Origin of the sequence: Polynucleobacter sp. MWH-Spelu-300-X4 (assembly GCF_018687515.1) — a bacterium.
GTDB lineage: Bacteria > Pseudomonadota > Gammaproteobacteria > Burkholderiales > Burkholderiaceae > Polynucleobacter.
Map to the genome: position 1 here is coordinate 1,074,642 of NZ_CP061294.1, position 24,652 is coordinate 1,099,293.

Genomic DNA, 24,652 nt, shown 5'->3' on the forward strand with positions numbered 1-24,652 from the left:
AACCATGAAACGACATAGATTTTAAATTACTTTTGCTCTAATCCAAAGGCTTTATGAAGCGCACGTACTGCTAGCTCCATATATTTCTCATCAATCAAGACTGAAATCTTGATTTCACTTGTAGAAATCATCTGGATATTGATACCTTCTTCTGACAACGTACGGAACATTTGACTAGCAATACCTACGTGAGAACGCATACCCACACCCACAACAGAAACTTTAGATACCTTTGGATCACCTAAAATTTCTTTAGCTTGAATGTGACCTTGTACGCTACCCTTCAAAAGATCCAAAGCCTTTTGATAGTCGCCACGTGGCACTGTGAATGTGAAATCAGTCTTACCGTCAACAGATTGATTCTGAATAATCATATCCACATCAATGTTGGCATCCGCAATCGGACCCAAAATTTGATATGCAATACCTGGCTTATCAGGCACGCCCAATACAGTAATTTTTGCTTCGTCGCGGGCGAAAGCAATACCCGAAATGACAGCAGCTTCCATAGTTTCTTCTTCCTCGAAAGTAATCAAAGTACCCGAATTCATTTCTTGTTCGAGTGGCATCATTGGATCAGTTAAAGATGATAGTACGCGTGTTTTAACGCGATATTTACCAGCAAATTCAACCGAACGAATTTGCAATACTTTTGAACCCAAGCTGGCCATTTCCAACATTTCTTCAAAAGTAATTTTGTCTAAACGGCGTGCATCTTCACACACACGTGGGTCGGTTGTATAAACACCATCCACATCCGTATAAATTAAACACTCATCAGCGTTTAACGCAGCAGCCACAGCCACAGCAGACGTATCAGAACCACCACGACCTAGGGTTGTGATATTCCCCTTCTCGTCCACACCCTGGAAGCCTGTAATCACTACGGCTTTACCAGCATTTAAATCCGCCTTAACTTTATCGCCGTCAATACCTTGAATACGAGCTTTAGTATAAGAAGAGTCTGTCTTAATAACTACTTGCCAACCCGCATAACTGACAGCAGGAACACCTTGAGCTTGCAAGGCAAGCGCTAATAAACCTGAACTGACCTGCTCACCTGTAGAAGCAATTTGATCTAGCTCACGTGGGTCAGGGTTCGCATTAATTTCTTTAGCAAGACCTAACAATCGGTTAGTTTCACCTGACATAGCTGAAGGCACAACCACCACTTGATGGCCAGCTTTCATCCACTTAGCAACTCGTTTGGCCACATTCTGAATGCGCTCAACCGAGCCCATCGATGTACCGCCGTATTTATGAACAATTAGAGCCATGTGTTGAAAATATCGTAAAAATCGCACCACAAGGGTGCGCAAAATAGCAAAACTGTGATTTTACACGTTAACCGCTAGATCTATTAAGAATTTCAGTTACATCCTAAAAAACCCACTCTAATAAAAAAATAAATGAACCCATTAATCAATCTAACCTGAGAGCAATTCTCTTTTTTGATGCGAATCATTTTGCTATTCCTTGCACATTTACCAAATTAATTTCCCTACTTTCAAAATAGGTGTAATATATACGCAGATTGCGTATTATTTAAAAATGGATGCAATCTTTATAGAGTTACCAATTTTTAGCAAGCTAAGAGAAAACTATCTTGATGACGATGGATACAGAGAGCTACAAACACTACTCATCCAGAACCCGATTGCCGGAGATGTGATTCAAGGTACAGGTGGATTGAGAAAGTTAAGATTTGTAGACCACCTAAGAAACAAAGGTAAAAGAGGTGGCATAAGAATTATTTACTACTGGCGGGTTAACAAATTTCAATTTTATTTATTTACCCTTTACAACAAAAATGAAATGTCAGATCTAACCCAAGCAGAAAAGAAAAAACTAAAAGAGCTCCTAGATAGAGAAATTAAATTAAGGTCCAATTATGAAAAAACGTAATCTATTCTCAGAATTATCAGAAGGCCTAAACGCTTTAGAAAAAGAACGCTCAGGAAAACTTACCTTTAGAAAATATAAAGTACCAGTAAAGCCAGCCCCTAAAATCACCGTCAGCGAATTAACATCCCTGCGAGAGAAATTAGGACTATCTCTACCAGTGTTTGCCAACTTTATCCGAACAAATCCAAGAACAATTGAAAATTGGGAGCAAGGTCGAGCAAAACCAAATGCTCAAGCTGCACTCATCATTAAGTTGGTATCCAAGTATCCCCAAACCCTAGAGATGATTGCCAGTATTTAACTAGATAACCACTCAAGACCAATTCTTGGCCCTTCCACGCTCTGCCAATCAGCGCTGATACCAATACCAGCTACAGCCACTAATTCATCTCCAATGTAGAGCAGAGGCACATCTCTTTGCCAAGGCGGAATACTCGCTTCCTGATAGAGATTCTTAAGCGATTTTCTAGGGCGATTAATTTGAACTTTAAATTTCTCACCACCCTGCCTTTCCATGGTGTTGATTAAACCTTTTTTCTTCGCCTCGTTAAAACGATCTGCCGCTATTCCAACTTTTTTACTTTTGGCCGGCAACTTTTTAAAAGCCCATTCGCCAGTTGGGTGGTTTGACTCAGTTCGTTTGCTTTGCTTGGGTTCTCGAACTTTCTCCACAAAAAGATGTTCACGCCACAAACGAATGAGTACCCCATCATGCTCCCACTGCAATTGAGCATCTTTTCTCACCTGTTGCAAATCAACAAACCAAGCAGTTAACCGTTCCTCACTGGGATACGCCAAGTCCTGCCTACTCAGCCAACGCCTTAAAGCATTTTTGGCTCTAGGCTGATTAGTTTTATAGAGTCTCAATAAATTAGTTTTTGATAAACCTTTTGCACTTTCAATTAAACCCAAATCAATATCAGCCAAATGATTTAATAACTCTTGCGCTTCAGCCATATGCCTAGCGCTTCGAGCTAGATTACGAATAGCGCCTGGCTGAACTTCCTCTAATTGAGGCAACAATGTTTTTCTAATCGCATTACGACGATAAGCCTCGTCTTGATTACTTGGATCTTCAATCCAAGTTAATTGATTTTCCTTGGCGTAGGCTTCAAGCTCTTCCTTACGCAACTCCAAAAATGGCCGCCAAATATAAATTTGACTAGATTTAGCTTGTTTCAATGGCGGCATACCCGACAAACCAGCTAAGCCAGATCCACGCATGAGCTGAATCAAAATGGTCTCAGCTTGATCATCTTGATGATGCGCCACTAAGAGATTTTCAATTTGATGCACTTGGCACATCTCGCGCAAGGCTTGATAACGATGCTCCCTAGCCTGCGCCTCTATATTGGAAGAATGAGATAGTTGGATATTTCTTGTATCAAAATGACAACCCAACTTTGCAGCCACCTGCCGACAATGTCTTTGCCACTTCGTTGCCTGCTTCTGAATACCATGATGTACATGAAAGGCATACACATTTTGAGCGCCATGAGCCATGACGGTCGCATGTAATAAAACAGCGGAATCCAGACCACCACTAAAAGCGACTGCCAATTTAGCAGACGCTAGTGACTTACTTTTCTTGATTAGTGTCTTTGAACTTGCCATAGCTCATCAAGCGCTCATGACGACGCTCAAGTAGCTCATCCACGCCCATTGTTTGGAACTGACGCAATGAGTCTGCCAAGGCCCGTTTTAACATCGTAGCCATACCAGCATGATCTCGATGCGCACCACCCAATGGCTCACTAACAATCTTGTCAATCAAACCTAACGCTTTTAAACGATGTGCTGTCAATGCCAATTGCTCGGCAGCTTCAGGCGCTTTTTCGGCAGTCTTCCACAAAATAGAAGCGCACCCCTCCGGGGAAATAACTGAGTATGTCGCGTATTGCAACATCTGCACCACATCTCCCATCGCAATCGCTAGCGCACCACCTGAACCACCCTCACCAATAATGGTGGAAATAATAGGCACCCTTAATTCAGCTTGAACAAATAAATTATGACCAATAGCCTCGGATTGATTTCGCTCTTCAGCATCAATACCTGGGAAAGCGCCTGGCGTATCAACAAATGTGAATACAGGGATGTTGAATTTTTCAGCCAAACGCATCAAACGCTTCGCCTTACGATAGCCTTCGGGACGGCTCATGCCAAAATTACGCATAGCGCGCTCTTTGGTATCGCGGCCTTTTTGGTGGCCAATGACCAAGCAAGGCATACCGTTAAATCTAGCTAAACCGCCAATAATCGACTGGTCATCCGAAAAGTTTCTATCCCCATGTAACTCATGGAAATCCGTGAAAATGTTATTCACATAATCCATCGTGTAAGGACGTTGCGGATGACGTGCAATTTGGGCTACTTGCCAAGGCGTTAAACGCGCGTACAAGTCTTTAGTTAAAAGCTGGCTTTTCTCGGATAGCTTATTGATCTCTTCTGAGATATCAACAGCCGACTCATCTTGCACAAAACGCAACTCTTCAATTTTTTGTTCGAGTTCCGCGATCGGCTGTTCAAATTCTAGGAAAGTAATTTTCATGGGCTCTATTCTAATATCTCTTAGGGTAGGTGCCTAACATTCGGTCAAAAAGATCAATATTCGACAGGAATAGGATCCATACTACGCCACATATACCAAGTCGCAACGGTACGCCAGGGCGCCCAATTGGCAGCCACTTCTTTGGCCTCACTCCTAGATACAGGCTCTTTACTGAAATAAGCCACAGAAATGCCCTTAATGAGCCCAATATCGTCTAAAGGAAGCACATCTGGTCTCATCAGGTAAAAAATGAGGAACATTTCTGCTGTCCAGCGGCCAATTCCTCTGATAGCCGTTAACTCAGCAATAATCGTCTCATCATCCAAAGCATCCCAATTAGCGGCATGAAGACCGCCATTCTCAAAATGCTGAGCCAAATCCTTCATATACTCCACTTTTCGAACTGAAAGGCCTGCTTCTCGCAGTTGCATCATTTCGAGCTTTAGAACAGCCGATGGCGTGAAGTGCTTGGTTGTTTTTAATACCCTATCCCATACCGACTGAGCAGCCTTAACGGAAATCTGCTGCCCCACAATAGCCCTTGCCAAGGTCTGGAAAGCATCTCCTCTAGTTTTCAAGAACTCAGCCTTAGGGTATTTGGGAATAATCTTGCGCATGATGCGATCCTGCTTCATCAATGCTGCGCAAGCGTCCTCCCAGTAATCAGGTGCCAATAGCTCGCCTGCTGACTTAGCAGTCTTTTTAGCCACCTTTGTCACCATCAAGCACGTCTCCACAAAGTCACACCACCAGGCTTATCCTCTAAAACAATGCCGCTCGCCAAAAGTTCTTGGCGAATCTGATCTGCCTTAGCGAAGTCTTTGGCCTGCTTAGCGTCAGCTCTAGCCTGTATAGCGGCTTCAATAGCAACCGTATCATTCTCTGCCACGTCACTGCCACCACCAGCCTGTAAAAACGCCTGGGGATCTCTTTGCAATAAACCCAGAAATCTAGCTAACTGCTTTAACTCTCTAGCTAAATCTCTTTTTTCATCACCACTAGCTTTATTTACCTCGGCTGCCAATTCAAACAAAATGGCAATCGCTTCTGGCGTATTAAAGTCATCATTCATTACCGTAACGAACCGACTTCGCCAAGTACTTGCCTTACCATAATTGGGAATATCTTCCACAGATGCCAAGGCGTTATACAAACGCGTTAGACCCTGTTTAGCTTCTTCCAAGTGAGCATCACTATAGTTCAAAGGACTACGATAGTGCGCCTTCAGAATAAAGAAACGCACTACTTCAGGATCAAACTCTTTCAACACATCACGAATCGTAAAGAAATTGCCTAATGACTTAGACATCTTCTCTTCGTTCACACGCACAAAACCATTGTGCATCCAAGTGTTCACAAAAGGTTTACCTGTCTCTGCCGCAAAAGCACCTTCACTTTGAGCAATCTCGTTTTCATGATGCGGAAACTGCAAATCAGCCCCACCGCCATGAATATCGAAGGTTTTACCTAATAAATCGCAACTCATTGCAGAACATTCAATATGCCAACCTGGACGACCCACTCCCCATGGAGACTCCCACTTGGTATCAGAGGGCTCATCTTCTTTAGCAGATTTCCACAACACAAAATCCAAAGGGTCCTGCTTACTTGTAGCAACAGCCACTCTTTCACCTGCACGTAAATCATCTAAAGATTTGCCGGATAAGCGCCCATAATTTTTGAAATTGCGCACCGCATAGTTCACATCGCCATCATCAGCCTGATAGGCATAATTATTTTTAATTAAACGAGTAATGATGTCTTGCATCTGCGTCACATATTCAGTAGCTCTTGGCTCGTGATCAGGACGCTCAATCCCCAAAGCATCAGCGTCTTCGTGCATGGCATCTATAAAACGTTGGGTTAAAGCCTTAATTGTTTCTTTATTTTCAACCGCGCGCTTAATGATCTTGTCATCTATATCAGTAATATTGCGGACATAGGTAACCTCTAGACCAGAAGCACGCAACCAACGTTGCACCATATCAAACACCACCATCACACGCGCATGCCCAATATGGCAGTAATCATAGACCGTCATCCCGCAAACATACATTTTCACCTTGCCAGGCTCAATCGGAACAAAGGTTTCTTTACTGCGCGTTAACGTATTAAAAATCTGCAACATAGGGGAAATTTAAATTTTTATTAATAGTGTATTTTGCTACTGCTTTTAGTGCTGTCTTAAGTCTTATTATGAGAACTCAACTCTTTTTGTTAGACTGACTGTTGAGTATAGCTAATTCAAATAACAAATTCTTTCAAAATCATGCTACAGCCAACTTATCGCCCCAACCCCTTAAAAAAACGCTTAATGCTCTCCCTATGGGCATCTAGCCTTATTGGAGCATTGGTTCTAACTGCCACATTACCAGCAAAAAATGCTGAAGCACAGGCACTTCAGCTCCCAGGCTCAACTACCACATCGACTGGCTCGAACATATCTAGGCCGACCAAATCAGGACTTGCCGCCCAATCTGACCCTTCTCCTTTTGAAAATAATGGCAATGCGGTTCAATCAGCGCAAATGCAACCATCTTTAGCATCACCTTTCATTGTTTTACAAAAAGTACCTGAACCTAAGAACAAAAATGCTATTCCGCAAGATATTTATAAGTTAATTGGGGATAAAAAATACCCTGAAGCGATTACCGCCATTGATAAAGAACTAGCTAGCAACCCTAGGAATGTTCAACTTAGATTCATCCGCTCCCGAATTCAAATCGAAATGGGTGAAATAGAGGCTGCTAAAAAAACATTGCTAGAACTCACCCAACAGTTCCCTGAGCTTCCTGAACCCTATAACAATCTAGCGGTTCTTCATGCGCAATCAGGCAACCTAGATCAAGCTAAAGAGTACCTTGAGCTTGCCCTCAAGGTTCAACCTGCTTTTCCAGCCGCCTTAGAAAACCTAGGCGACGTTTACACACGTTTGGCTGCTAGAGCCTACGGCAAAGCTTACTCACTCAATAAACGACTCATAAGTAGTGAAAGAAAGATGAAATTAGCCACTCAGATTCTGAATTAATTTCTAATTATTTTTACAATCTCAAACAATCGCTGTATTTATATTTTCAATTTTATTTAGCTTAAAAAAGGACCTAACATGGCAAAAGTACTACTAAAAACTAGCATGGGTAACATCACTCTAGATTTGAATGATGAATTAGCCCCTAAATCAACCGCCAACTTTTTAGAGTACGTTCGCTCAGGCCATTACAACGACACCATTTTCCATCGTGTGATTGGTAACTTCATGATTCAAGGTGGTGGCATGACATCTGGCATGAAACAAAAATCAACACGCGCACCCATTGATAACGAAGCAGACAACGGCTTACCAAACAAACGTGGGTCTGTTGCAATGGCTCGCACTAGCGATCCTCACTCTGCGACAGCTCAATTTTTTATTAATACAGTTGATAACGCATTTCTTAACTTCTCAGCACCTACAGCTCAAGGTTGGGGTTACGCTGTTTTTGGCGAAGTGACTGATGGCTTAGATGTGGTTGATGCCATTCGCAAAGTACCAACTGGCAGCTCAGGCTTTCATCAAGATGTTCCAAAAGAAGATGTAACAATCATCGAAGCAACTATTTTGGAAGAGTAATTAAGATGCACGCGAGCGCCGTTCTCATTTCTGATATTCACCTCACACCGTCCATGCCTAGGACGGCCCAACGTTTTTTTGAATTTCTTGAAAATGAAGCGCGCGCTCATGAAGCTTTAATTATTTTGGGTGATTTATTTGAATTTTGGGTTGGCGATGATGCCAAAGCAAAATCTCCATTCCATCTTGAAGTGGCACAAAAGCTTAGAGCCCTTAGTCAAGCGGGTACTAAGGTTTACTTCATGCATGGCAATCGTGACTTTTTATTAAGTACTCATTACTCGCAAAAAGCTAACTTAGAAATCTTAAGAGACCCCCAAGTAATGACCATTGCTGGAAAAACTTGGTTGCTAACTCATGGTGATTTGCTTTGTACAGCCGATGTTAACTACCAACGCTATCGTTCATGCGTACGCAAACCTTGGGTGCAAAAGTTATTTCTTAAATTACCAACAGCTCTGAGAGTTGCCATAGCAAGTAATTTACGCAGCAAAAGTACAGCCACATACCATCGAGCACAACGATTCACCCCAGATGTTGTCAAAGTAAAAGGTGACGTCACCATCAATGCCACTGCTGAATTAGTGGCAATGACCAACTGCAACCATTTAATTCACGGACACACTCATCGCCCTGGCTACCACCAAGAAAGCCTCGGCGGCCAATCATGGGAACGCTGGGTCTTATCGGATTGGGATTTTGATCACCCTGAAACTGTGCTACCCAAAGGCAACGCATTAAGCATCACCTCTGAGGGCATCAAAGTATTAGATCTTGTTAGATCTTAGTATTTATCGATTAACTTAAACTTTTGAATGGTGGCGCAATGTGTTGACCATTTGGCCAAAAATACGTGGATTAGCAGCCATAACCTCACCCGTATGAAGGTAAGACTCTTCCCCAGCATAATTACCTACCAAACCACCCGACTCAGTAATTAATAAAGCGCCAGCGGCAATATCCCAAGGCTTCAAGCCCTGCTCAAAAAATCCATCTACGCGGCCTGCAGCAACATAAGCTAAATCTAAAGAAGCGGCTCCAGGACGACGCAAACCAGCGCACTGACGAGTCATCTCAACAAAGGCTTTTACATAAGCTTCAACATCTTGATCTTCCCGATAAGGAAAGCCCGTTGCAATTAAAGCTTCAGTCATTTTTAAACGACCTGCCACACGTAATCTACGGTTATTTAAATAAGCACCAGCTCCACGAGTTGCTGTAAATAGCTCATCACGATTAGGGTCATAAACAACGGCTTGCTGAGTTACACCATCAACGGCTAAAGCAATTGAAACAGCGTATTGAGGGAATCCGTGAATGAAATTTGTGGTGCCATCTAATGGATCGATGATCCACACATGGCTTGGTTGATCAGCGGCTTGTGAACCGGCAGTCTCACCTGTTTCTTCCGCTAAAAATCCGTGATCCGGGTAAGCTTCTCTTAAAGTCTCGATAATGGCAGCTTCAGCTGCCTGATCGACTTCAGTAACAAAATCGTTGTGTTGTTTACGGGTAACCTGAATACGCTCGCTGTTTAGCGAAGCTCGGTTGATAATATTTCCTGCGCGACGAGCGGCCTTAATGGCCACATTAAGCATGGGGTGCATAGTATTTTAAGTAACACAACGAATTGGAGAAGAGCAATGTCCAGCGATAAAGCTGCACGACGAAAACCGATTTTAGCTCGAAACGAAGAAGTTTTGGGAGTTTTGAAGCAAGCGTGGCCTATTCGCTGGGTCATGATGCGCACCAGCCACCCTGGAAATGTTGGCTCTGCGGCTCGCGCACTCAAAACAATGGGGTTTCATGAACTACATCTAGTCAATCCGGTTTATCAACACATGGCTAAAAAAGCGGAAGCCATTTCTTTATCCAGCGGCGCTTTTGATGTACTAGAAGGATCGCAAAATCATGAATCCCTTATTCACGCTGTTGGCGATAGCCAGCTGGTATTTGGCTTAACTACACGAGACCGTGAATTTGGCCCACCGGCAATCCCTCTTAGCCAAGCGATTCAAATGGCTGCTAACGCAGCCATCAAGCAAACAAGCGTCTCTTTTGTCTTTGGTACTGAAAGGACGGGGTTAGACAATGAAGATCTAAAGCATTGCACCCACAGGGTTTGGATTGATGCCAACCCAGACTACCCCTCATTGAACCTTGCTCAAGCCATGATGATTGTCACGTATTCCATGAGACAAGGCCTCATGGATGCACTATCTATTAAATCTGAAAATTTAATGAGTGCCACCTCAGATTTAGCTGATCAAATGGCCATTAGCGCCATGCTAGAACATTGGCAACAAGGTTTAGAAGCTATTGGCTATTTAGATCCTGCCAACCCTAAAAAACTCATGCCAAGACTCCAAGCCTTATTTGCCAGATCAGGTCTCCATAAAGAAGAAATTGATCTTTTACGCGGGATTGCGAAACAAATGCTTCTACACGGTAAAATCAAATAATGCCTTTATTCGAACACATTGACTCCATTATTGCCCGCGACCCAGCGGCTCGTAGCCGCCTAGAGGTCATCCTTTGCTATCCAGGCTTACATGCCATCTGGCTCCATCGTATCGCGCATTTTCTATGGCATTTAGGACTCAAACTGCTAGCAAGAATCGTTTCGCACACCGCACGCTTCATAACAGGTATTGAAATCCATCCCGCCGTTATCGTTGGCAAACGCGTCTTTATTGATCATGGATTAGGCGTTGTCATTGGTGAAACAACTGTCATCGGTGACGACTGCACGATCTATCAAGGTGTCACCTTGGGCGGAACTTCTTTATACAAAGGCACGAAACGCCACCCAACCTTAGAGTCTGGAGTAGTTGTTAGTGCAGGCGCTAAGGTATTAGGTGGCTTTACCGTAGGCAAAGATGCACGCATTGGATCTAATGCCGTGGTACTAAAAGAAGTACCTGCAGGCGCTACTGCTGTTGGCATCCCTGCTCGCATTGTGCAAACCCAAGACTCTCAACACTCATTTACCGCTTACGGTATTACCCCTGAAGATCTTAGCTAAACGATGAATCCACTGGAGTTGGCTAAGCATACGCCTGCGATGCAGCAGTTCTTGCGAATCAAAGCAGAACATCCGCACTCTTTGGTGTTCTTTCGTATGGGAGATTTTTATGAACTCTTCTTTGAAGATGCAGAAAAAGCAGCGCGTATTCTAGACATCACTCTCACACAGCGTGGGCAGTCAGCCGGCAACCCGATCAAAATGGCCGGCATCCCCTACCATGCCGCAGAACAATATTTAGCCAAGTTAGTTAAATCTGGTGAATCCGTTGCCATTGCAGAACAAGTAGGCGACCCTGCGGAAAGTAAGGGGCCAGTAGAACGCAAAGTTATGCGTGTGATTACACCAGGGACGCTGACTGATTCAGCTCTGATGAATGAGCGTCACGACGCCCCATTGCTAGCCATATGCCCTAACAATAAAAAAGGGGCATGGGGCTTAGCTTGGTTAACAGTGGCCAGTGGCAATTTACGCATCACACAATGCGACCCAGAAGAACTAGCTCAATATTTGGCCCGCATTCAAGCAGTTGAAATACTCTGTCCATTAGGCACTGAAAAACAAATCAAAGACGCTTTAAGCGACTCTCATTGGGCTGAGATCCACTTATCCGGTAACAGCATTCCAGATTGGGTTTGGACACCTGATGAAGGCTCACGCCGCCTACAAGACATCTTTCAAATGAGCAGCCTGCAAGGCATCGGCATTGATCAAGAAGACAAGTTTGCCGTAGCGCTTGCAGCTGTAGCAGCCGTACTTGCCTACGGCGCTAATACGCAAGGTTTGGGTTGGCATGGAAAATTGCCTCATATTCAAAAATGCCAAGTTGAAGAAGATGCCAGTTATATCGGTATCGATGCCGCCACAAGAAGAAATTTAGAAATAACAGAAACGCTCCGTGGAGAAACTGAGCCGACACTTTTTTCATTGCTAGACACTTGTTCAAGCGCCATGGGTAGTCGCCTTTTAAGACACTGGTTACATCACCCACTTAGAAATGCAACGACGATTCAAAATAGACATCAAGCAATTGAATCATTCATCAACAATGCTTTTGCTTTGGAACACATTCGTAGTGCTTTAAGACAAATTGCCGATGTGGAACGCATTAGTGCACGTTTAGCTTTGGGAAGTGCAAGGCCTCGAGACCTTAGCAGCCTACGCGACACATTAGCTTCATTACCAGATCTTGCTGAAAAGCTAAAACCATTGGGTCAAAGCTCAACACTCTTAAATGAGTTAGCTGATGCACTAGCTAAAGCACCACCAGTTCTAGGTTTATTGCAACAGGCTATCGCCCCAGAACCATCAGTAGTTATCCGTGAAGGCGGTGTTATTGCCGATGGCTACAACACTGAATTAGATGAGTTACGTCGCCTAGGTGATGACTGCGGTCAATTCTTACTCGAACTCGAAACACGTGAACGCGAAAGAACTGGAATCGCCAATCTACGTGTTGAATTCAATAAAGTTCACGGCTTTTTTATTGAAGTCACCAATGGTCAAGCAGATAAAGTTCCAGAAGATTATCGCCGTAGACAAACACTCAAAAATGCTGAGCGCTACATCACGCCAGAACTAAAAGCTTTTGAAGATAAAGCTCTTTCCGCTAAAGAGCGTAGCTTTGCTTTAGAAAAACAGCTATATGAAGCTTTACTTATTGAACTACAACAGCACGTCAGTGCCTGTCAGGAAACTGCTGGGGCACTCGCCCAGACTGATGTATTGGCAACTTTTGCCGAGCGCGCCCAAACATTAGACTGGCATCGAGCCAACTTAACTGAACAAACTGGTCTTCATATTGAAGGTGGCCGACATCCAGTTGTAGAGGATCAATTAGCGAAACGCTCTGAATCTTTTTCACCCAACGACGCTCACTTTGATAATGGTCGTCGCATGCTTTTAATTACGGGGCCTAATATGGGTGGTAAATCAACTTATATGCGGCAAATCGCATTAGTTGTTTTATTAGCCTATGTAGGCTCTTATGTACCAGCGACACAAGCAACCATAGGGCCTATTGATCGCATTTTCACACGCATTGGTGCTGCAGATGATTTGGCGAGTGGTCGCTCAACATTCATGGTTGAAATGACGGAAGCTGCGGCTATCCTCCATCGGTCCACCCCTCAATCCTTAGTCTTAATGGATGAAATCGGTCGAGGCACATCTACTTTTGACGGCTTAGCACTCGCTTGGGCAATTGCTCAACAACTCTTATCTAAAAACCAATCGTGGACTTTATTTGCCACACACTACTTAGAATTAGCAAGTCTTCCGAGCAAGTATCCCCAATGTGCCAATGTACATCTTAGCGCCGTCGAAAAAGGCCAAGGTATTGTTTTTCTACATACCGTGCAACCGGGGCATGCTAACCAAAGTTACGGCTTGCAAGTAGCTCAATTAGCAGGCGTACCCCAAGAAGTCATTAAAGAGGCGAAAAAACATTTGTACCGCCTAGAAGAAACTGCAAATCAAGATAGCAAGCAAGTAGATTTATTTAGTCATGTGCATGAACCAGAAGTTAGCTCCACTCACCCAGACCAGGAAAAAGCCTTAGCACTTCTCAAAGACTTTGAAATGATTAACCCTGACAGCTTAAGCCCCAAGGAAGCTCTCGATATTCTTTATCAATTAAAAAATAAGCCTTAATTAAAATATTTAATTAAGGCTTATTTTTGTAACTAATTTCTATGCACGCAGGTGCATCCAATATCAATGCAAGGTTGGGCGCTGCCCCTGTAAAGGTGGCGTTGGATAATCATCCTCCTCATCCAAACCATCACCCTCAACATCCAATCCAAAAGCTCCCTTAGGATGCCCCTCTTCCACTTCCTCTTCTGTAGCTTCACGCACATCGGAAATCTGCAACCAAAATTTAAGAGCCAACCCAGCTAAAGGATGATTGCCATCCAATACCACTTTATCTTCAGCCAAATCAGTGACGGTATAAATAAGCGCATCATCCTCGTCAATATCAGAATCAGCGTCAGCATCATCTAACAAACCCTCAAACTGCATACCAACTTCAAGCGGCTCTGGAAAGCGCGTACGGGCTTCGATTTTTAATAATTCAGGGTCATAATCACCAAAAGCATCAGCTGGCTCTAATTGAATCGTGGTCTCATAGCCAATATCATGCCCATCTACCGCTTCTTCTATTTTTGGAAAAGTGCCATCATATCCACCATGCAAATAAACCATGGGACCTGATGACTCCTCAATCAAATTTCCTTGAGCATCTGTTAAACGGTATTTAAGTGAAACAATAGTATTCTTTTGTACTTTCATAAAACGTATTTTACGTGACTACGCTCAATAAAGCCGCAAACCAATCATGAAATCAAATAAGACCTCCGTATATCAACCTCCTAAGCCCCCTCAACCACTTCCAATACAGGAAACTTGGGCCTTACTGGGGGGAATGAGTCCAGAACGATTTATGAAGGAATATTGGCAGAAAAAACCGCTTTTAGTTCGAGGGGCTATTCCTGCCTTTGCCTTAGCCAAAATTTCTGGGGGAGGCTTAAATAGCCCCATATCCATGGCCGAATTAGCCGAACTATCATCCCGCAAAACAGTTGAATCACGCTTGGTTCAAAGCAAACCTTGGTCGCTTAATCACGGCCCCTTTAAACCTAAAACACTGCCAAAACTGAGCGACCCTGATTGGACGTTATTAGTACAAGGTGTTAATGGCCACCATCCCGCAGCTAAAACAGTTATGTCTTGGTTTAGATTTATCCCTGAAGCTCGCCTGGATGACTTAATGATTAGCATTGCTGGCCCGGGCGGTGGTGTTGGCCCCCACTTGGACTCTTATGATGTGTTCTTAATTCAAATGGCTGGTCACAGAAATTGGAGAATTTCGACTCAAACAGACCTCAGCTTAAAAGAAGGCCTCCCCTTAAAAATTTTAAAAAACTTTAAGCCAACCAATGACTGGGTATTAGAACCTGGAGACATGTTGTACCTACCTCCCAATGTGGCGCATGATGGTATTGCAGTAGACGCTGGCTGCCAAACTTGGTCTGTGGGGTTCAAGGTTCCAAACTATAAAGATCTTATCTCGGAGATACTATGGCGCACCACAGAAGCTCTAGAGAACGATCCAAAGCTTAATCAACTCTACAAAGACCCACAACAAAGAGCTATTCAAGATCCAGCGCTTGTTCCTCAAGAGCTCATTGATTCTGTTTATGAAAAACTCAATAAAATTCATTGGAGTAAAAGCGATATTTCCTGCACGCTAGCTAGCATCTTGAGTGAACCTAAGCCGCAAACGTACTTCATCGCGCCCCAATCGTTGCTAGATTTACAGGCCTTTAAAAAAGCCATAACAAAACAAGGCATTAGCCTATCACCGCTCTCAAAAATCCTACATGATCAAGAGTTTTACTACCTCAACGGTGAAAGTGTCAGCGACGACACTGAAGATGACTGGGTCTTCTGGAAAAAAATATCTATAAATCAATCCCTTACAAAGGCGGAGTGTATTCAACTGAGTAAACTTATTGAGGATTCCCAAAACCCATGGTTTGAGGCCTATTGCTCCGGTTGGCTAACTCTGAATTCTCTCTAGGGTTAACGCTAGTATTTTTTAAAAAACTATTTATAATCGTTGGCTGATACTTTTAGGTCTTAGCTCGCTAAGTCATTTAAGCATCCGGTCTAAATCACCGTTAGATGATTAGCTAATCTTTTAAGGAAATAAAATGAAAAAATCACTATTGATCGCTTCTTTGTTAGCAGTTGCTTTGGCAGCTTGTGGTAAAAAAGAAACTCCAGCTCCAGCTGCTCCAGCTGCTGACGCTGCTGCTCCAGCTGCTCCAGCTGCTGCTCCAGCTGCTCCTGCTGCAGAACCAGCTAAGAAGTAATCCTTCTTAAGATGTAAAAAAGCCACCTTCGGGTGGCTTTTTTTATGGGCACAAAAAAGGCCAGATTAATCTGGCCTTTTTCTATTACTTACCTAACTGCTGATCCAACAAGGTCAGCAACTGAATCGCTACCTCACCAACCTCAGGGGTACCTTTGTCATCCTGCACTGTCACAACAATCGTGCCTGATGATTCTTTAACGATCACACGATAGCGCTTAGCTCGCTTCATATCTTCATCAGACTTGCTACTGAACATTTTTTCCCAGAAGCCGCGATCACCTGATAAATCTTTTGGATTCAAGAAACGTACAAAATAAATACCTTGCGTGCGATCACGATCATCAACCATAAAGTTAGAACGATCTAAACCAACACCAATCTCACGCCACGCACGATCAAAGTTAGCAGGGAACTCTAAACGAGGCGTTAACTCTTTCTTCAAATAAGATACTTTTGGTGCACTTGGTGCTTTGCTACCAATCGATGCTCTAGCCGCAGTTTCTGTATAACCAAGACGTTGCATCAAACGAGCCAAGAATTCAGCTTCTAGCTCAGGATCATTAGCACGTGCAGTCCAAATAGTTTGACTCTTATCATTACCAGTCAATTGCTCAACTGCACCACGATGAGTAATATAAATTTCTGTCTCACCTTTAGCATTAGTTTCTAAACGCGTGCGGAATTTGTCACGCTCGCCTGTTGAATATAGAGAATCTAAAACTTTTCCTAAAGTTCTTCTAATAAAGTCTTGTGGAATCTTGGCGCGGTTCTCAGCCCAGTCAGTTTCCATGATGCCAGTTTCAGGCGAATCCGTTAACAATAGAAATCCAGACTCTTGCCAAAATTCACGCACACTTGGATACACACCCTTCGCTGGCTTTGAAACCACCAACCAACGGCGATCACCTTCTCTTTCAATGCGCATACCTTGAACAACTGGCAAAACTGTTTCTTTACCTTCAGGCTTAGCAGTAGCAGCTACAGCAGTAAAACCAGATAAAGTTGCACCACCATCAGGCACCACATAACGCTTATCACCATTAACCACAGTCATATCTGGCGGAAACGCTAAATTAGGTCCTTTTTTTTCACCAGCTGACTTGTAGTCAATTGTGTCGCCAGAAAATGTCGTTGAGCAAGCTGACATCAACAAGCTGGTTGTCATAGCCAGCAGAATAGTTGCCAAGCTAGATTTTGAAGATAAGTGACGCATAAAGTTTCCTAAGTAATATCTGTTAACTGTTGATTACACCAATAAGCCAGCAGCTTTTAAAGCTTGTCTAACTTGTTCTTGTGAGGCATCACTCAAAGTTGTTAGAGGTAATCGAATGCCAGAATCCATCCTACCCATAGCATGCAATGCCCATTTCACAGGAATTGGATTAGCTTCAATGAACATTGATTTATGGACTGCTAAAAGCTTATATTGAATTTCTCTCGTTCTAGCCATATCCCCAGCCATGGCAGCTACGCATAATTCATGCATTAATTTAGGGGCAACGTTAGCCGTTACAGAAATATTACCCTGCCCCCCCATCAACATAAGGAATAACGCAGTTAAGTCATCGCCTGAGTACACTGCGAAATCATGAGCCCCAGCCGCCTTTAGCCCAGCGATTAATTGAGTGCCGCGCTCCAAGTTTCCGGTAGCATCTTTAATACCTGTAATACCTGGCACCTTAGCTAAACGGATCACGGTTTCATTAGCCATATCAGCAACTGTACGGCCTGGCACGTTATACAAAATAACAGGCAAATCAACTTTTTCAGCAATCGTCTTGAAATGCTGATACATGCCTTCTTGAGTCGGCTTGTTGTAATAAGGCACTACTTGCAAGCTAGCATCAGCGCCAACTTTTTTGGCGTACTCGGTTAATTCAATCGCTTCGCTTGTTGAATTACCGCCTGTGCCAGCAATAATAGGAATACGTTTTGCTGTATGTTCTACAGTTACCTTGATGAGCTCACAATGCTCTTCCACAGAAACAGTCGGTGATTCGCCGGTAGTTCCAACGATCACAATACCGTCCGTACCCTCAGCTATATGCCAATCAATTAACTGGCGTAAAGCAGGTAAATCAAGACTGCCATCGGCATGCATAGGCGTGACGATAGCCACCAAACTTCCAGAGATGTTTTTAGCTAATTTAGTCATGTTTTTGATTGTAGCGGAACAGCGCAGATTCTCTGAATACAAGCAGGTTTAGGCAACTGAATTTGAACGTCTTCATAGGCCAAAATCTTCATCTTTTCAGAAAATCCAAGCAATTCATTAGGTCGTAATAAAAAATTGGGGTTACTTGGCTTGCCAAAAGCCTCATTGCCAAGTGCAAAAGTTTCATAAATCAGAACCCCACCATCGTTAAGTAACTCAGGTAGGCACATCAAAAAGGGGCGATATAGGTAATTAGTCACCACCACCCCATCAAAAGACTTGGCAAACTCAGAACCAGAAAATGGCCAATTATTTTGTTCTAAATCAATGAGTTGTGTTTTTATATTTAACTGCAGTTGGCGTGCTTTATCAGTAATTTCCTGCAAAACTTGAGGATTACAATCAATCGCTAGCACCTCATAACCTTGAGTAGCTAGGTAAATAGCATGGCGCCCAGTACCACAGGCATAGTCTAATATTCGCCCCCCTGGGCGAATATTAGATGCATGCTGAGTAACCCAGTCAGAGGCTTGTAAATCAGCCTCCAAGGCCGATTTAACTGTAATCAAGCCCCATCGCCTCGCGTACATCACGCATCGTCTCTTGAGCCACTTTACGAGCCTTATCGCAGCCATCAGCAATAATGGCTCTCAATAGACTTGGGTCATCTAAATAAATTTGAGCGCGCTCCATCATTGGCTGCTGCTCTTTTAAAATACCTTGAATAACTGGTTGTTTACACTCAATACAACCAATTCCAGCGCTCTTGCAACCTTTTTCAGCCCACGCTCTAGTCTCATCATCGGAATAAACCTGATGTAACTGCCAAACTGGGCAACGAGCAGGATCCCCCGCATCCGTTTTACGAATACGCGCAGGGTCTGTAGGCATGGTTCTGACCTTCTTCTCGATTGAAGCTGCATCCTCACGCAAAGCTATCGTATTGCCATAAGACTTTGACATCTTCTGCCCATCTAAACCAGGCATACGAGATTCTTTTGTCAACAAAGCCTGAGGCTCTGGAAGAATAATCTTTCTAGCACCCTCTAGATAACCGAATAAACGCTCACGATCACCCATAGAAAGGCTCTGCGCATCAGCCAATACAGCTCTTGCCTGTTCAAGCGCCTCTTCATGCCCTTTTTCCTGATACTCAGTACGTAACTCCAAATACAACTTTGTACGCTTGCTACCTAATTTTTTAGCGGCCTCTAGCGCCTTTTCTTCAAAGCCAGGCTCGCGACCGTAGAGGTAGTTAAAGCGACGAGCCACCTCACGAGTCATCTCTACGTGTGGAATCTGATCTTCACCAACAGGCACATGCTGCGCTCTATAGATCAAAATATCCGAAGCCATCATTAATGGATAACCTAAGAATCCATAAGTCTGCAAATCTTTTTCTTTAAGCTTTTCAATTTGATCTTTATAGGTAGGAACACGCTCCAACCAACCCAATGGCGTCCCCATCGCTAATAATAAAAATAGTTCTGCGTGCTCAGGAATTTTGCTTTGAATAAACAAGGTAGCCTGAGTTGGATCAATACCCGCCGCCAACCAATCAATCACCATATCCCAAACGGAAGACTCAATGATGTCTGGCGTTTCATAGTGAGTGGTCAAAGCATGCCAATCTGCCACAAAGAAATAGCAAGGGTACTCGGCCTGTAACTTAACCCAATTCTTAAGAACACCATGGTAGTGGCCTAAGTGCAAAGCGCCCGTTGGACGCATACCGGATAAAACTCGTTCAGAAAACATATATCTCTTATTGAAACACCGACCAAACAGGTCGTAATTGCGTAGGTAGATTAGGTAATTGTCCCAAATCCGTATGGCTCTCTTGGGGGTCATGAAAATCAGACCCTCTAGAAGCCAAAAAATCATACTGCTGCGCTACTTTAGCAAATGTTTTGAACTCAGTGGCACTATGGCTGCCCGTAACCACTTCAATCCCCTTGCCACCCAAATCTTTAAATTGCTCATATAGCTGCGTTAATTGCAAAGAGGTATAGCGATATCTCCCTGGGTGCGCAATAACTGCCACCCCGCCAGCCCCTGTAATCCATTGAACAGCATTATCAAGGGTTGCCCATGAATGGGCCACAAAACCAGGTTTACCTTCAATTAAATAATTGGCAAAAACTTCATCTGTATCTTTGCAAACACCGGCTTCCACTAAATATCTAGCAAAATGCGTTCGAGAAACTAATTCTGGGTTGCCCACAAAATGAAGCGCCCCTTCATAAGCATTAGGGATACCCACTTTCTCTAACTGCGCTGACATTTCTTTCGCGCGTTCAGACCGACCATTACGAGTTCTATATAAGCCATCTATCAACAGCTTGTTTTCGTCATCAACACCAAGGCCGACAATGTGTACTGTTTGCCCAGACCAAGTAACAGATATCTCCACACCCGAAACATATTGCATACCCAATTCAGTAGCTGCTTGTTTAGCTCGCTTCTGGCCACCCAACTCATCATGATCTGTTAAGGCCCACAACTGCACGCCATTATTTTTTGCACGGGCTGCCAATGCTTCTGGAGTTAATGTCCCATCAGAAACCACGGAATGGCAATGCAAATCGGCATTGATTGTGTGCATAGCTAGATTTTACTAGTCAATTAAGTTAAACGCGTATCCACAATACGCCTAGGGGCCTCAAGGTATTCCTTGGACTGCATCTCAATAATTCTTGAAACTGTCCGATGGAACTCGTTAGCCATCTGTCCTTCCGTATAAAGCAGCTCTGCTGCCACCTCTGCAGAAATAATTAATTTCACTTTGTGGTCATAAAACACATCAATGAGCCAAGTAAAGCGCCTTGCCTCACTGGCCATCTTTGGAGGCATGTATGGGACATCTGAAAGCAAAACCGTATGAAATAAATTAGCGATTTCCAAATAATCATTCTGCGAACGCGGCCCACCGCACAAAGTCTTAAAATCAAACCAAGCAACGCCACCGGCACGTCTAACTGCACGAATTTCTCGAGCCTCAATATGAAGTGTTGGGTCTTGTTCATCGTGGGCCTCTGCCACGCTTTCAAAGACCTTATTCATAGTCGCAGTTGTTTCAGGACCCAATGGACAGTAATACGCTTTTACTTGCTCCATCACTTTTTGACGGTAGTCCACTCCGGCATCGACATTCATGATGTCAAGCTTCTCTTGCAATAAGGCGATGGCTGGCAAGATACGATCCCTGTGCAACCCATCTGGATAAAGCAAATCCGGACGATAGTTAGAAGTCATGACAAATTGCACGCGATTCTTAAATAATGAATCTAACAATTTATACAAAATCATGGCATCAGCCACATCACTCACGTGAAACTCATCAAAGCAAATTAAGCGATAACGCTTAGCAATATTTTTCCCCAATATATCTAGGGGATCTGCTTTACCACGTAGATCTTGCAACTCTCGGTGAACTTCTCTCATGAATTCATGAAAGTGCAAACGAGTTTTCTTTTCAACTGGTGAAGATTCATAAAAACAGTCCATCAAGAATGATTTGCCACGCCCAACTCCACCCCACATATAAACACCGCGAGGCAGATCCGGGAAACGCATCATTTTTGCTAATTTGCCACTACGTACTTCTTTATACGATAACCATTCATTTTGGCAACGTTGCAAGCGATCAATAGCAGCCTGCTGCGCAGCATCGCTACCGTAGCCCCGCTTAGCTAATTCTTGTTGATAAAACTCAGTTACTTTCATGACCTGTCAATACAAAAATTTTGGGGACCAAAGAGTTTTCTTAAAAAAAACTCAGTAGCCCCCAAGGATTGCTATGAATAAAAGAGCATTACATATTTAACGCACGTTTATCTGTAGCCAATGCTGCCTCTCTCACAACTTCAGAAAGACTTGGGTGTGGATGGCATACACGACCGATATCTTCAGCTGCAGCCTTAAACTCCATTGCTACCGCAGCTTCAGCAATCAAATCAGAAGCGGCATTACCAATGATATGTACACCCAAGATTTCATCAGTTTGAGCATCAGCCAATACTTTGACAAAACCATCAGCAGCACCCATACCTAAAGCACGACCATTCGCAGCGAATGGGAATTGGCCTGGTTTATAAGCACGACCTTCAGCTTTTAACTGTTGCTCAGTTTTACCAACCCAAGCAATTTCAGGAGATGTATAAATAACCCAAGGAATACAGTTGTAATCAATATGTGGCTTTTGACCAGCAATCACTTCTGCAACCAACACACCCTCATCTTCAGCTTTATGAGCCAACATAGGTCCGCGAACCACATCACCAATAGCGTAAACGCCAGGAGCTGATGTTGCGCATGTGTGGTTATCAATAGGGATAAAGCCACGCTCATCAGCCTTAAGGCCAATCGCATCAAGATTAAGACCATCTGTATTTGGCACGCGGCCTACAGAAACAATTAAACGATCACACTCCAAAGTTTGAGCAGCACCAGTACTGTCTGTGTAAGCAACCGTTACGCCCTTCTTCGTTGTTTTTACATCGCCAATCTTCACGCCTAAATTAATCTTCAAACCCTGCTTAGTGAATAGCTTCTGCGCTTCCTTTGCTACACCTTCATCACAAGCAGCCAAGAAACCTGGCAATGCTTCAAGAATAGTTACCTCAGCACCAAGGCGACGCCAAACAGAACCCAATTCCAAGCCAATAACACCAGCACCAATCACGCCTAATTTCTTAGGAGTTGCGCCAAACTTCAAGGCACCTTCGTTATCGCAAATAAGCTCGTTATCTACTGGCATACCTGGCAAATGACGGGCTTTAGATCCTGTTGCAATAATCACATTTTTGGCAGTTACAGTTCCAGCATCTTTGCCATCAATCTTAATTTGATAACCTTCAGCGCCTTTACCAGCAAATGAAGCATGACCTTTTAACAATGTGATTTTGTTCTTACGGAATAAGAACTGAATGCCACCTGTCATTTTTGTCACGATGTCATCTTTACGAGCAATGACCTTCTTAACATCAACGCTCACATCTTTCACAGTAATACCGTGATCAGATACGTGGTGCGCGATATTTTCATACTCTTCAGATGTTGCTAACAATGCCTTCGATGGAATACAACCCACGTTCAAACATGTACCACCCAAACGTGGCTCACCCTTAGGATCATCGTAAGCATTGCTTTCGGCGCAAGCCACCTTAAAACCTAACTGAGCCGCGCGGATTGCAGCAATGTAACCGCCAGGGCCGCCACCAATCACAACGACATCAAAATTTTGACTCATGTTTATCTCTCTAACTTTTTAGCTAATTAAAGATCCAATAAAAGACGCGCTGGATCTTCCAAGGCTTCTTTCATAGCAACTAAACCTAATACAGCTTCACGACCATCAATGATGCGGTGGTCATAAGACATTGCTAGGTAATTAATTGGGCGAACAACTACTTGACCGTTTTCAACCACTGCACGGTCTTTCGTTGCATGAATACCTAAAATCGCAGATTGTGGCGGATTAATAATCGGTGTAGACAACATTGAGCCGAAAATACCCCCGTTAGAAATTGAGAATGTACCGCCTGAAAGGTCATCTAATGTCAACTTACCATCACGAGCCTTCACGCCGAACTCAGCAATTTTCTTCTCGATATCAGCCAAACTCATTTGATCAGCATCGCGCAAAATAGGCACAACCAAACCACGTGGTGAACCTACCGCAATACCAATATCAAAATAACCGTGATAAATGATGTCATTGCCATCAACAGATGCATTCAAAATCGGATATTTCTTCAAAGCATGTACAGCAGCTTTAACAAAGAAAGACATAAAGCCCAACTTAGTACCATGCTCTTTCTCGAACTGATCTTTATATTTATTACGCATCGCCATCACTGGCGCCATATTGACTTCATTGAATGTTGTCAAAATGGCATTCGTTTGTTGAGATTGCAATAGACGCTCTGCAATACGTGCGCGCAAACGGCTCATTGGCACGCGCTCTTCTGGACGACCACTAGCACTGCTCACCACTGGAGCTGCTGCAGGAGCAGCTTTAGCCACCGGCGCTGTGCCTGACAAAGTTGCCAATACATCACCCTTAGTAATACGACCATCCTTACCAGAACCAGCTACTGCTGATAAATTATTTTCAGCCATTAATTTAGCTGCTGATGGCATTGCCTTTGCACTTGTTGCTGGAGCTGCTGGAGCCGCAGCAGGCGCTGGGGCTGCTGTCGCTGGAGCAGGTGCAGCAGCAGGAGCCGCGGCCGCAGCTTTAGCAGCGCTATCAATTTTTGCAATCACTTGATCAGAAACAACTGTACCGCCATCACCAACAATAATTTCAGCCAATACACCTGCTGATGGAGCTGGCACTTCTAAAACAACTTTGTCTGTTTCGATTTCAATCAAGATTTCATCTTGAGCAACTGCTTCGCCGGCCTTCTTCTTCCAGGTCAACATTGTTGCTTCTGCAACTGATTCAGATAACTGTGGAACTTTGACGTCTACGATAGCCATGTTCTTTTCCCTTTTGTATAAAGTATTTATTAGTTAAATTG

General features: G+C 43.6%; 24 protein-coding genes and 1 pseudogene. 10 read left to right on the plus strand and 15 right to left on the minus strand.

What is annotated here, in order from left to right; all coding sequences use genetic code 11:
* Positions 1-26 precede the first annotated feature (26 nt).
* Positions 27-1,277: an aspartate kinase gene (locus tag ICV01_RS05585; RefSeq protein ID WP_215286514.1), complete on the minus strand. Its 1,251-nt coding sequence runs from the start codon at positions 1,275-1,277 to the stop codon at positions 27-29.
* Between the two features lie 274 nt (positions 1,278-1,551).
* Here ICV01_RS05585 and ICV01_RS05590 point away from each other — a divergent pair, with 274 nt between their 5' ends.
* Both ICV01_RS05590 and ICV01_RS05595 read left to right on the plus strand, forming a co-directional pair.
* Positions 1,552-1,905 (plus strand): type II toxin-antitoxin system RelE/ParE family toxin, encoded by a 354-nt coding sequence (locus ICV01_RS05590; RefSeq protein ID WP_215286515.1) that lies wholly within the window; start codon positions 1,552-1,554, stop codon positions 1,903-1,905.
* Positions 1,892-2,206: a DNA-binding transcriptional regulator gene (locus tag ICV01_RS05595; protein WP_215286516.1), complete on the plus strand. Its 315-nt coding sequence runs from the start codon at positions 1,892-1,894 to the stop codon at positions 2,204-2,206. Before ICV01_RS05590 ends, ICV01_RS05595 begins: the two co-directional genes overlap by 14 nt.
* Here ICV01_RS05595 and tilS read toward each other — a convergent pair.
* The 4 genes from tilS to cysS are packed head-to-tail and all read right to left on the minus strand — an operon-like array spanning position 2,203 to position 6,584.
* Entirely contained in the window at positions 2,203-3,519 is a 1,317-nt protein-coding gene (tilS, locus tag ICV01_RS05600) for a tRNA lysidine(34) synthetase TilS (RefSeq protein ID WP_215286517.1), read from the minus strand. The genes ICV01_RS05595 and tilS overlap by 4 nt on opposite strands.
* The gene (locus ICV01_RS05605; RefSeq protein ID WP_215286518.1) at positions 3,485-4,456 is read right to left on the minus strand and encodes an acetyl-CoA carboxylase carboxyltransferase subunit alpha; all 972 of its coding nucleotides are present in this window, start codon (positions 4,454-4,456) and stop codon (positions 3,485-3,487) included. Before ICV01_RS05605 ends, tilS begins: the two co-directional genes overlap by 35 nt.
* 53 nt (positions 4,457-4,509) lie before the next feature.
* On the minus strand, positions 4,510-5,178 hold the full coding sequence (locus ICV01_RS05610) for a DNA-3-methyladenine glycosylase (protein ID WP_215289156.1): 669 nt from the start codon (positions 5,176-5,178) through the stop codon (positions 4,510-4,512).
* Positions 5,178-6,584, minus strand: a complete 1,407-nt coding sequence (gene cysS / locus ICV01_RS05615) for a cysteine--tRNA ligase (RefSeq protein ID WP_215286519.1) — start codon at positions 6,582-6,584, stop codon at positions 5,178-5,180. Before cysS ends, ICV01_RS05610 begins: the two co-directional genes overlap by 1 nt.
* Positions 6,585-6,725: 141 nt before the next feature.
* Between cysS and ICV01_RS05620 the strand changes: the two genes are divergently transcribed.
* The 3 genes from ICV01_RS05620 (at position 6,726) to ICV01_RS05630 (ending at position 8,854) form a co-directional block, all read left to right on the plus strand.
* Positions 6,726-7,484 (plus strand): M48 family metallopeptidase, encoded by a 759-nt coding sequence (locus tag ICV01_RS05620; RefSeq protein WP_215286520.1) that lies wholly within the window; start codon positions 6,726-6,728, stop codon positions 7,482-7,484.
* A 78-nt stretch (positions 7,485-7,562) separates the two neighbouring features.
* Positions 7,563-8,066 (plus strand): peptidylprolyl isomerase, encoded by a 504-nt coding sequence (locus tag ICV01_RS05625; RefSeq protein ID WP_215286521.1) that lies wholly within the window; start codon positions 7,563-7,565, stop codon positions 8,064-8,066.
* A gap of 5 nt (positions 8,067-8,071) precedes the next feature.
* A complete protein-coding gene (locus ICV01_RS05630) occupies positions 8,072-8,854 on the plus strand; it encodes a UDP-2,3-diacylglucosamine diphosphatase (RefSeq protein ID WP_215286522.1) in 783 nt (260 codons plus the stop codon).
* Positions 8,855-8,869: 15 nt separating this feature from the next.
* On the opposite strand, the gene ICV01_RS05635 is transcribed toward ICV01_RS05630, so the two are convergent.
* Complete coding sequence (locus ICV01_RS05635; RefSeq protein ID WP_215286523.1) at positions 8,870-9,673, minus strand: inositol monophosphatase family protein; 804 nt, start codon at positions 9,671-9,673, stop codon at positions 8,870-8,872.
* A gap of 36 nt (positions 9,674-9,709) precedes the next feature.
* Here ICV01_RS05635 and ICV01_RS05640 point away from each other — a divergent pair, with 36 nt between their 5' ends.
* The 3 genes and pseudogenes from ICV01_RS05640 to mutS all read left to right on the plus strand — a co-directional run bounded on the left by ICV01_RS05640 (position 9,710) and on the right by mutS (position 13,743).
* On the plus strand, positions 9,710-10,528 hold the full coding sequence (locus ICV01_RS05640; RefSeq protein WP_215286524.1) for an RNA methyltransferase: 819 nt from the start codon (positions 9,710-9,712) through the stop codon (positions 10,526-10,528).
* A pseudogene (cysE, locus tag ICV01_RS05645) lies at positions 10,528-11,076 on the plus strand (serine O-acetyltransferase); the annotation flags it as partial. The gene ICV01_RS05640 and the pseudogene cysE, both read left to right, overlap by 1 nt.
* Positions 11,077-11,094: 18 nt before the next feature.
* Positions 11,095-13,743: a DNA mismatch repair protein MutS gene (gene mutS, locus ICV01_RS05650; protein WP_215286526.1), complete on the plus strand. Its 2,649-nt coding sequence runs from the start codon at positions 11,095-11,097 to the stop codon at positions 13,741-13,743.
* 63 nt (positions 13,744-13,806) lie between these two features.
* Here mutS and ICV01_RS05655 read toward each other — a convergent pair whose 3' ends face one another.
* Positions 13,807-14,382, minus strand: a complete 576-nt coding sequence (locus ICV01_RS05655) for a peptidylprolyl isomerase (protein ID WP_215286527.1) — start codon at positions 14,380-14,382, stop codon at positions 13,807-13,809.
* A 133-nt stretch (positions 14,383-14,515) separates the two neighbouring features.
* Between ICV01_RS05655 and ICV01_RS05660 the strand changes: the two genes are divergently transcribed.
* Together ICV01_RS05660 and ICV01_RS05665 are read left to right on the plus strand one after the other, a co-directional pair.
* Positions 14,516-15,673 carry a cupin domain-containing protein gene (locus tag ICV01_RS05660; protein WP_215286528.1) on the plus strand — a complete coding sequence of 386 codons (1,158 nt, stop codon included), beginning with the start codon at positions 14,516-14,518 and terminating at the stop codon, positions 15,671-15,673.
* A 133-nt stretch (positions 15,674-15,806) separates the two neighbouring features.
* A complete protein-coding gene (locus tag ICV01_RS05665; RefSeq protein WP_215286529.1) occupies positions 15,807-15,968 on the plus strand; it encodes a hypothetical protein in 162 nt (53 codons plus the stop codon).
* A gap of 84 nt (positions 15,969-16,052) precedes the next feature.
* On the opposite strand, the gene bamC is transcribed toward ICV01_RS05665, so the two are convergent.
* The 8 genes from bamC to odhB all read right to left on the minus strand — a co-directional run bounded on the left by bamC (position 16,053) and on the right by odhB (position 24,611).
* Positions 16,053-17,183 carry an outer membrane protein assembly factor BamC gene (bamC, locus tag ICV01_RS05670; protein WP_215286530.1) on the minus strand — a complete coding sequence of 377 codons (1,131 nt, stop codon included), beginning with the start codon at positions 17,181-17,183 and terminating at the stop codon, positions 16,053-16,055.
* Between the two features lie 33 nt (positions 17,184-17,216).
* Positions 17,217-18,125 (minus strand): 4-hydroxy-tetrahydrodipicolinate synthase, encoded by a 909-nt coding sequence (dapA, locus tag ICV01_RS05675; RefSeq protein WP_215286531.1) that lies wholly within the window; start codon positions 18,123-18,125, stop codon positions 17,217-17,219.
* Positions 18,122-18,694 carry a bifunctional 2-polyprenyl-6-hydroxyphenol methylase/3-demethylubiquinol 3-O-methyltransferase UbiG gene (locus ICV01_RS05680; RefSeq protein ID WP_251369322.1) on the minus strand — a complete coding sequence of 191 codons (573 nt, stop codon included), beginning with the start codon at positions 18,692-18,694 and terminating at the stop codon, positions 18,122-18,124. Before ICV01_RS05680 ends, dapA begins: the two co-directional genes overlap by 4 nt.
* Positions 18,681-19,883, minus strand: coding sequence for a tryptophan--tRNA ligase (locus tag ICV01_RS05685; RefSeq protein WP_215286533.1), 1,203 nt, complete (start codon positions 19,881-19,883; stop codon positions 18,681-18,683). The genes ICV01_RS05680 and ICV01_RS05685 overlap by 14 nt, the downstream gene beginning before the upstream one ends.
* 7 nt (positions 19,884-19,890) lie before the next feature.
* Positions 19,891-20,730: a 3',5'-nucleoside bisphosphate phosphatase gene (locus ICV01_RS05690; protein ID WP_215286534.1), complete on the minus strand. Its 840-nt coding sequence runs from the start codon at positions 20,728-20,730 to the stop codon at positions 19,891-19,893.
* Positions 20,731-20,750: 20 nt separating this feature from the next.
* Complete coding sequence (gene zapE / locus ICV01_RS05695) at positions 20,751-21,851, minus strand: cell division protein ZapE (protein WP_215286535.1); 1,101 nt, start codon at positions 21,849-21,851, stop codon at positions 20,751-20,753.
* Between the two features lie 88 nt (positions 21,852-21,939).
* On the minus strand, positions 21,940-23,376 hold the full coding sequence (gene lpdA, locus ICV01_RS05700) for a dihydrolipoyl dehydrogenase (RefSeq protein ID WP_215286536.1): 1,437 nt from the start codon (positions 23,374-23,376) through the stop codon (positions 21,940-21,942).
* Between the two features lie 26 nt (positions 23,377-23,402).
* Positions 23,403-24,611 (minus strand): 2-oxoglutarate dehydrogenase complex dihydrolipoyllysine-residue succinyltransferase, encoded by a 1,209-nt coding sequence (gene odhB / locus ICV01_RS05705; protein WP_215286537.1) that lies wholly within the window; start codon positions 24,609-24,611, stop codon positions 23,403-23,405.
* Positions 24,612-24,652 lie beyond the last annotated feature (41 nt).

Excerpts from the sequence above, each read along its gene's own strand:
- ICV01_RS05585 (WP_215286514.1), bottom strand. The coding sequence starts at position 1,277 with ATGGCTCTAATTGTTCATAAATACGGCGGTACATCGATGGGCTCGGTT.
- ICV01_RS05590 (WP_215286515.1), top strand. The coding sequence starts at position 1,552 with ATGGATGCAATCTTTATAGAGTTACCAATTTTTAGCAAGCTAAGAGAA.
- ICV01_RS05595 (WP_215286516.1), top strand. The coding sequence starts at position 1,892 with ATGAAAAAACGTAATCTATTCTCAGAATTATCAGAAGGCCTAAACGCT.
- tilS (WP_215286517.1), bottom strand. The coding sequence starts at position 3,519 with ATGGCAAGTTCAAAGACACTAATCAAGAAAAGTAAGTCACTAGCGTCT.
- ICV01_RS05605 (WP_215286518.1), bottom strand. The coding sequence starts at position 4,456 with ATGAAAATTACTTTCCTAGAATTTGAACAGCCGATCGCGGAACTCGAA.
- ICV01_RS05610 (WP_215289156.1), bottom strand. The coding sequence starts at position 5,178 with ATGGTGACAAAGGTGGCTAAAAAGACTGCTAAGTCAGCAGGCGAGCTA.
- cysS (WP_215286519.1), bottom strand. The coding sequence starts at position 6,584 with ATGTTGCAGATTTTTAATACGTTAACGCGCAGTAAAGAAACCTTTGTT.
- ICV01_RS05620 (WP_215286520.1), top strand. The coding sequence starts at position 6,726 with ATGCTACAGCCAACTTATCGCCCCAACCCCTTAAAAAAACGCTTAATG.
- ICV01_RS05625 (WP_215286521.1), top strand. The coding sequence starts at position 7,563 with ATGGCAAAAGTACTACTAAAAACTAGCATGGGTAACATCACTCTAGAT.
- ICV01_RS05630 (WP_215286522.1), top strand. The coding sequence starts at position 8,072 with ATGCACGCGAGCGCCGTTCTCATTTCTGATATTCACCTCACACCGTCC.
- ICV01_RS05635 (WP_215286523.1), bottom strand. The coding sequence starts at position 9,673 with ATGCACCCCATGCTTAATGTGGCCATTAAGGCCGCTCGTCGCGCAGGA.
- ICV01_RS05640 (WP_215286524.1), top strand. The coding sequence starts at position 9,710 with ATGTCCAGCGATAAAGCTGCACGACGAAAACCGATTTTAGCTCGAAAC.
- mutS (WP_215286526.1), top strand. The coding sequence starts at position 11,095 with ATGAATCCACTGGAGTTGGCTAAGCATACGCCTGCGATGCAGCAGTTC.
- ICV01_RS05655 (WP_215286527.1), bottom strand. The coding sequence starts at position 14,382 with ATGAAAGTACAAAAGAATACTATTGTTTCACTTAAATACCGTTTAACA.
- ICV01_RS05660 (WP_215286528.1), top strand. The coding sequence starts at position 14,516 with ATGAGTCCAGAACGATTTATGAAGGAATATTGGCAGAAAAAACCGCTT.
- ICV01_RS05665 (WP_215286529.1), top strand. The coding sequence starts at position 15,807 with ATGAAAAAATCACTATTGATCGCTTCTTTGTTAGCAGTTGCTTTGGCA.
- bamC (WP_215286530.1), bottom strand. The coding sequence starts at position 17,183 with ATGCGTCACTTATCTTCAAAATCTAGCTTGGCAACTATTCTGCTGGCT.
- dapA (WP_215286531.1), bottom strand. The coding sequence starts at position 18,125 with ATGACTAAATTAGCTAAAAACATCTCTGGAAGTTTGGTGGCTATCGTC.
- ICV01_RS05685 (WP_215286533.1), bottom strand. The coding sequence starts at position 19,883 with ATGTTTTCTGAACGAGTTTTATCCGGTATGCGTCCAACGGGCGCTTTG.
- ICV01_RS05690 (WP_215286534.1), bottom strand. The coding sequence starts at position 20,730 with ATGCACACAATCAATGCCGATTTGCATTGCCATTCCGTGGTTTCTGAT.
- zapE (WP_215286535.1), bottom strand. The coding sequence starts at position 21,851 with ATGAAAGTAACTGAGTTTTATCAACAAGAATTAGCTAAGCGGGGCTAC.
- lpdA (WP_215286536.1), bottom strand. The coding sequence starts at position 23,376 with ATGAGTCAAAATTTTGATGTCGTTGTGATTGGTGGCGGCCCTGGCGGT.
- odhB (WP_215286537.1), bottom strand. The coding sequence starts at position 24,611 with ATGGCTATCGTAGACGTCAAAGTTCCACAGTTATCTGAATCAGTTGCA.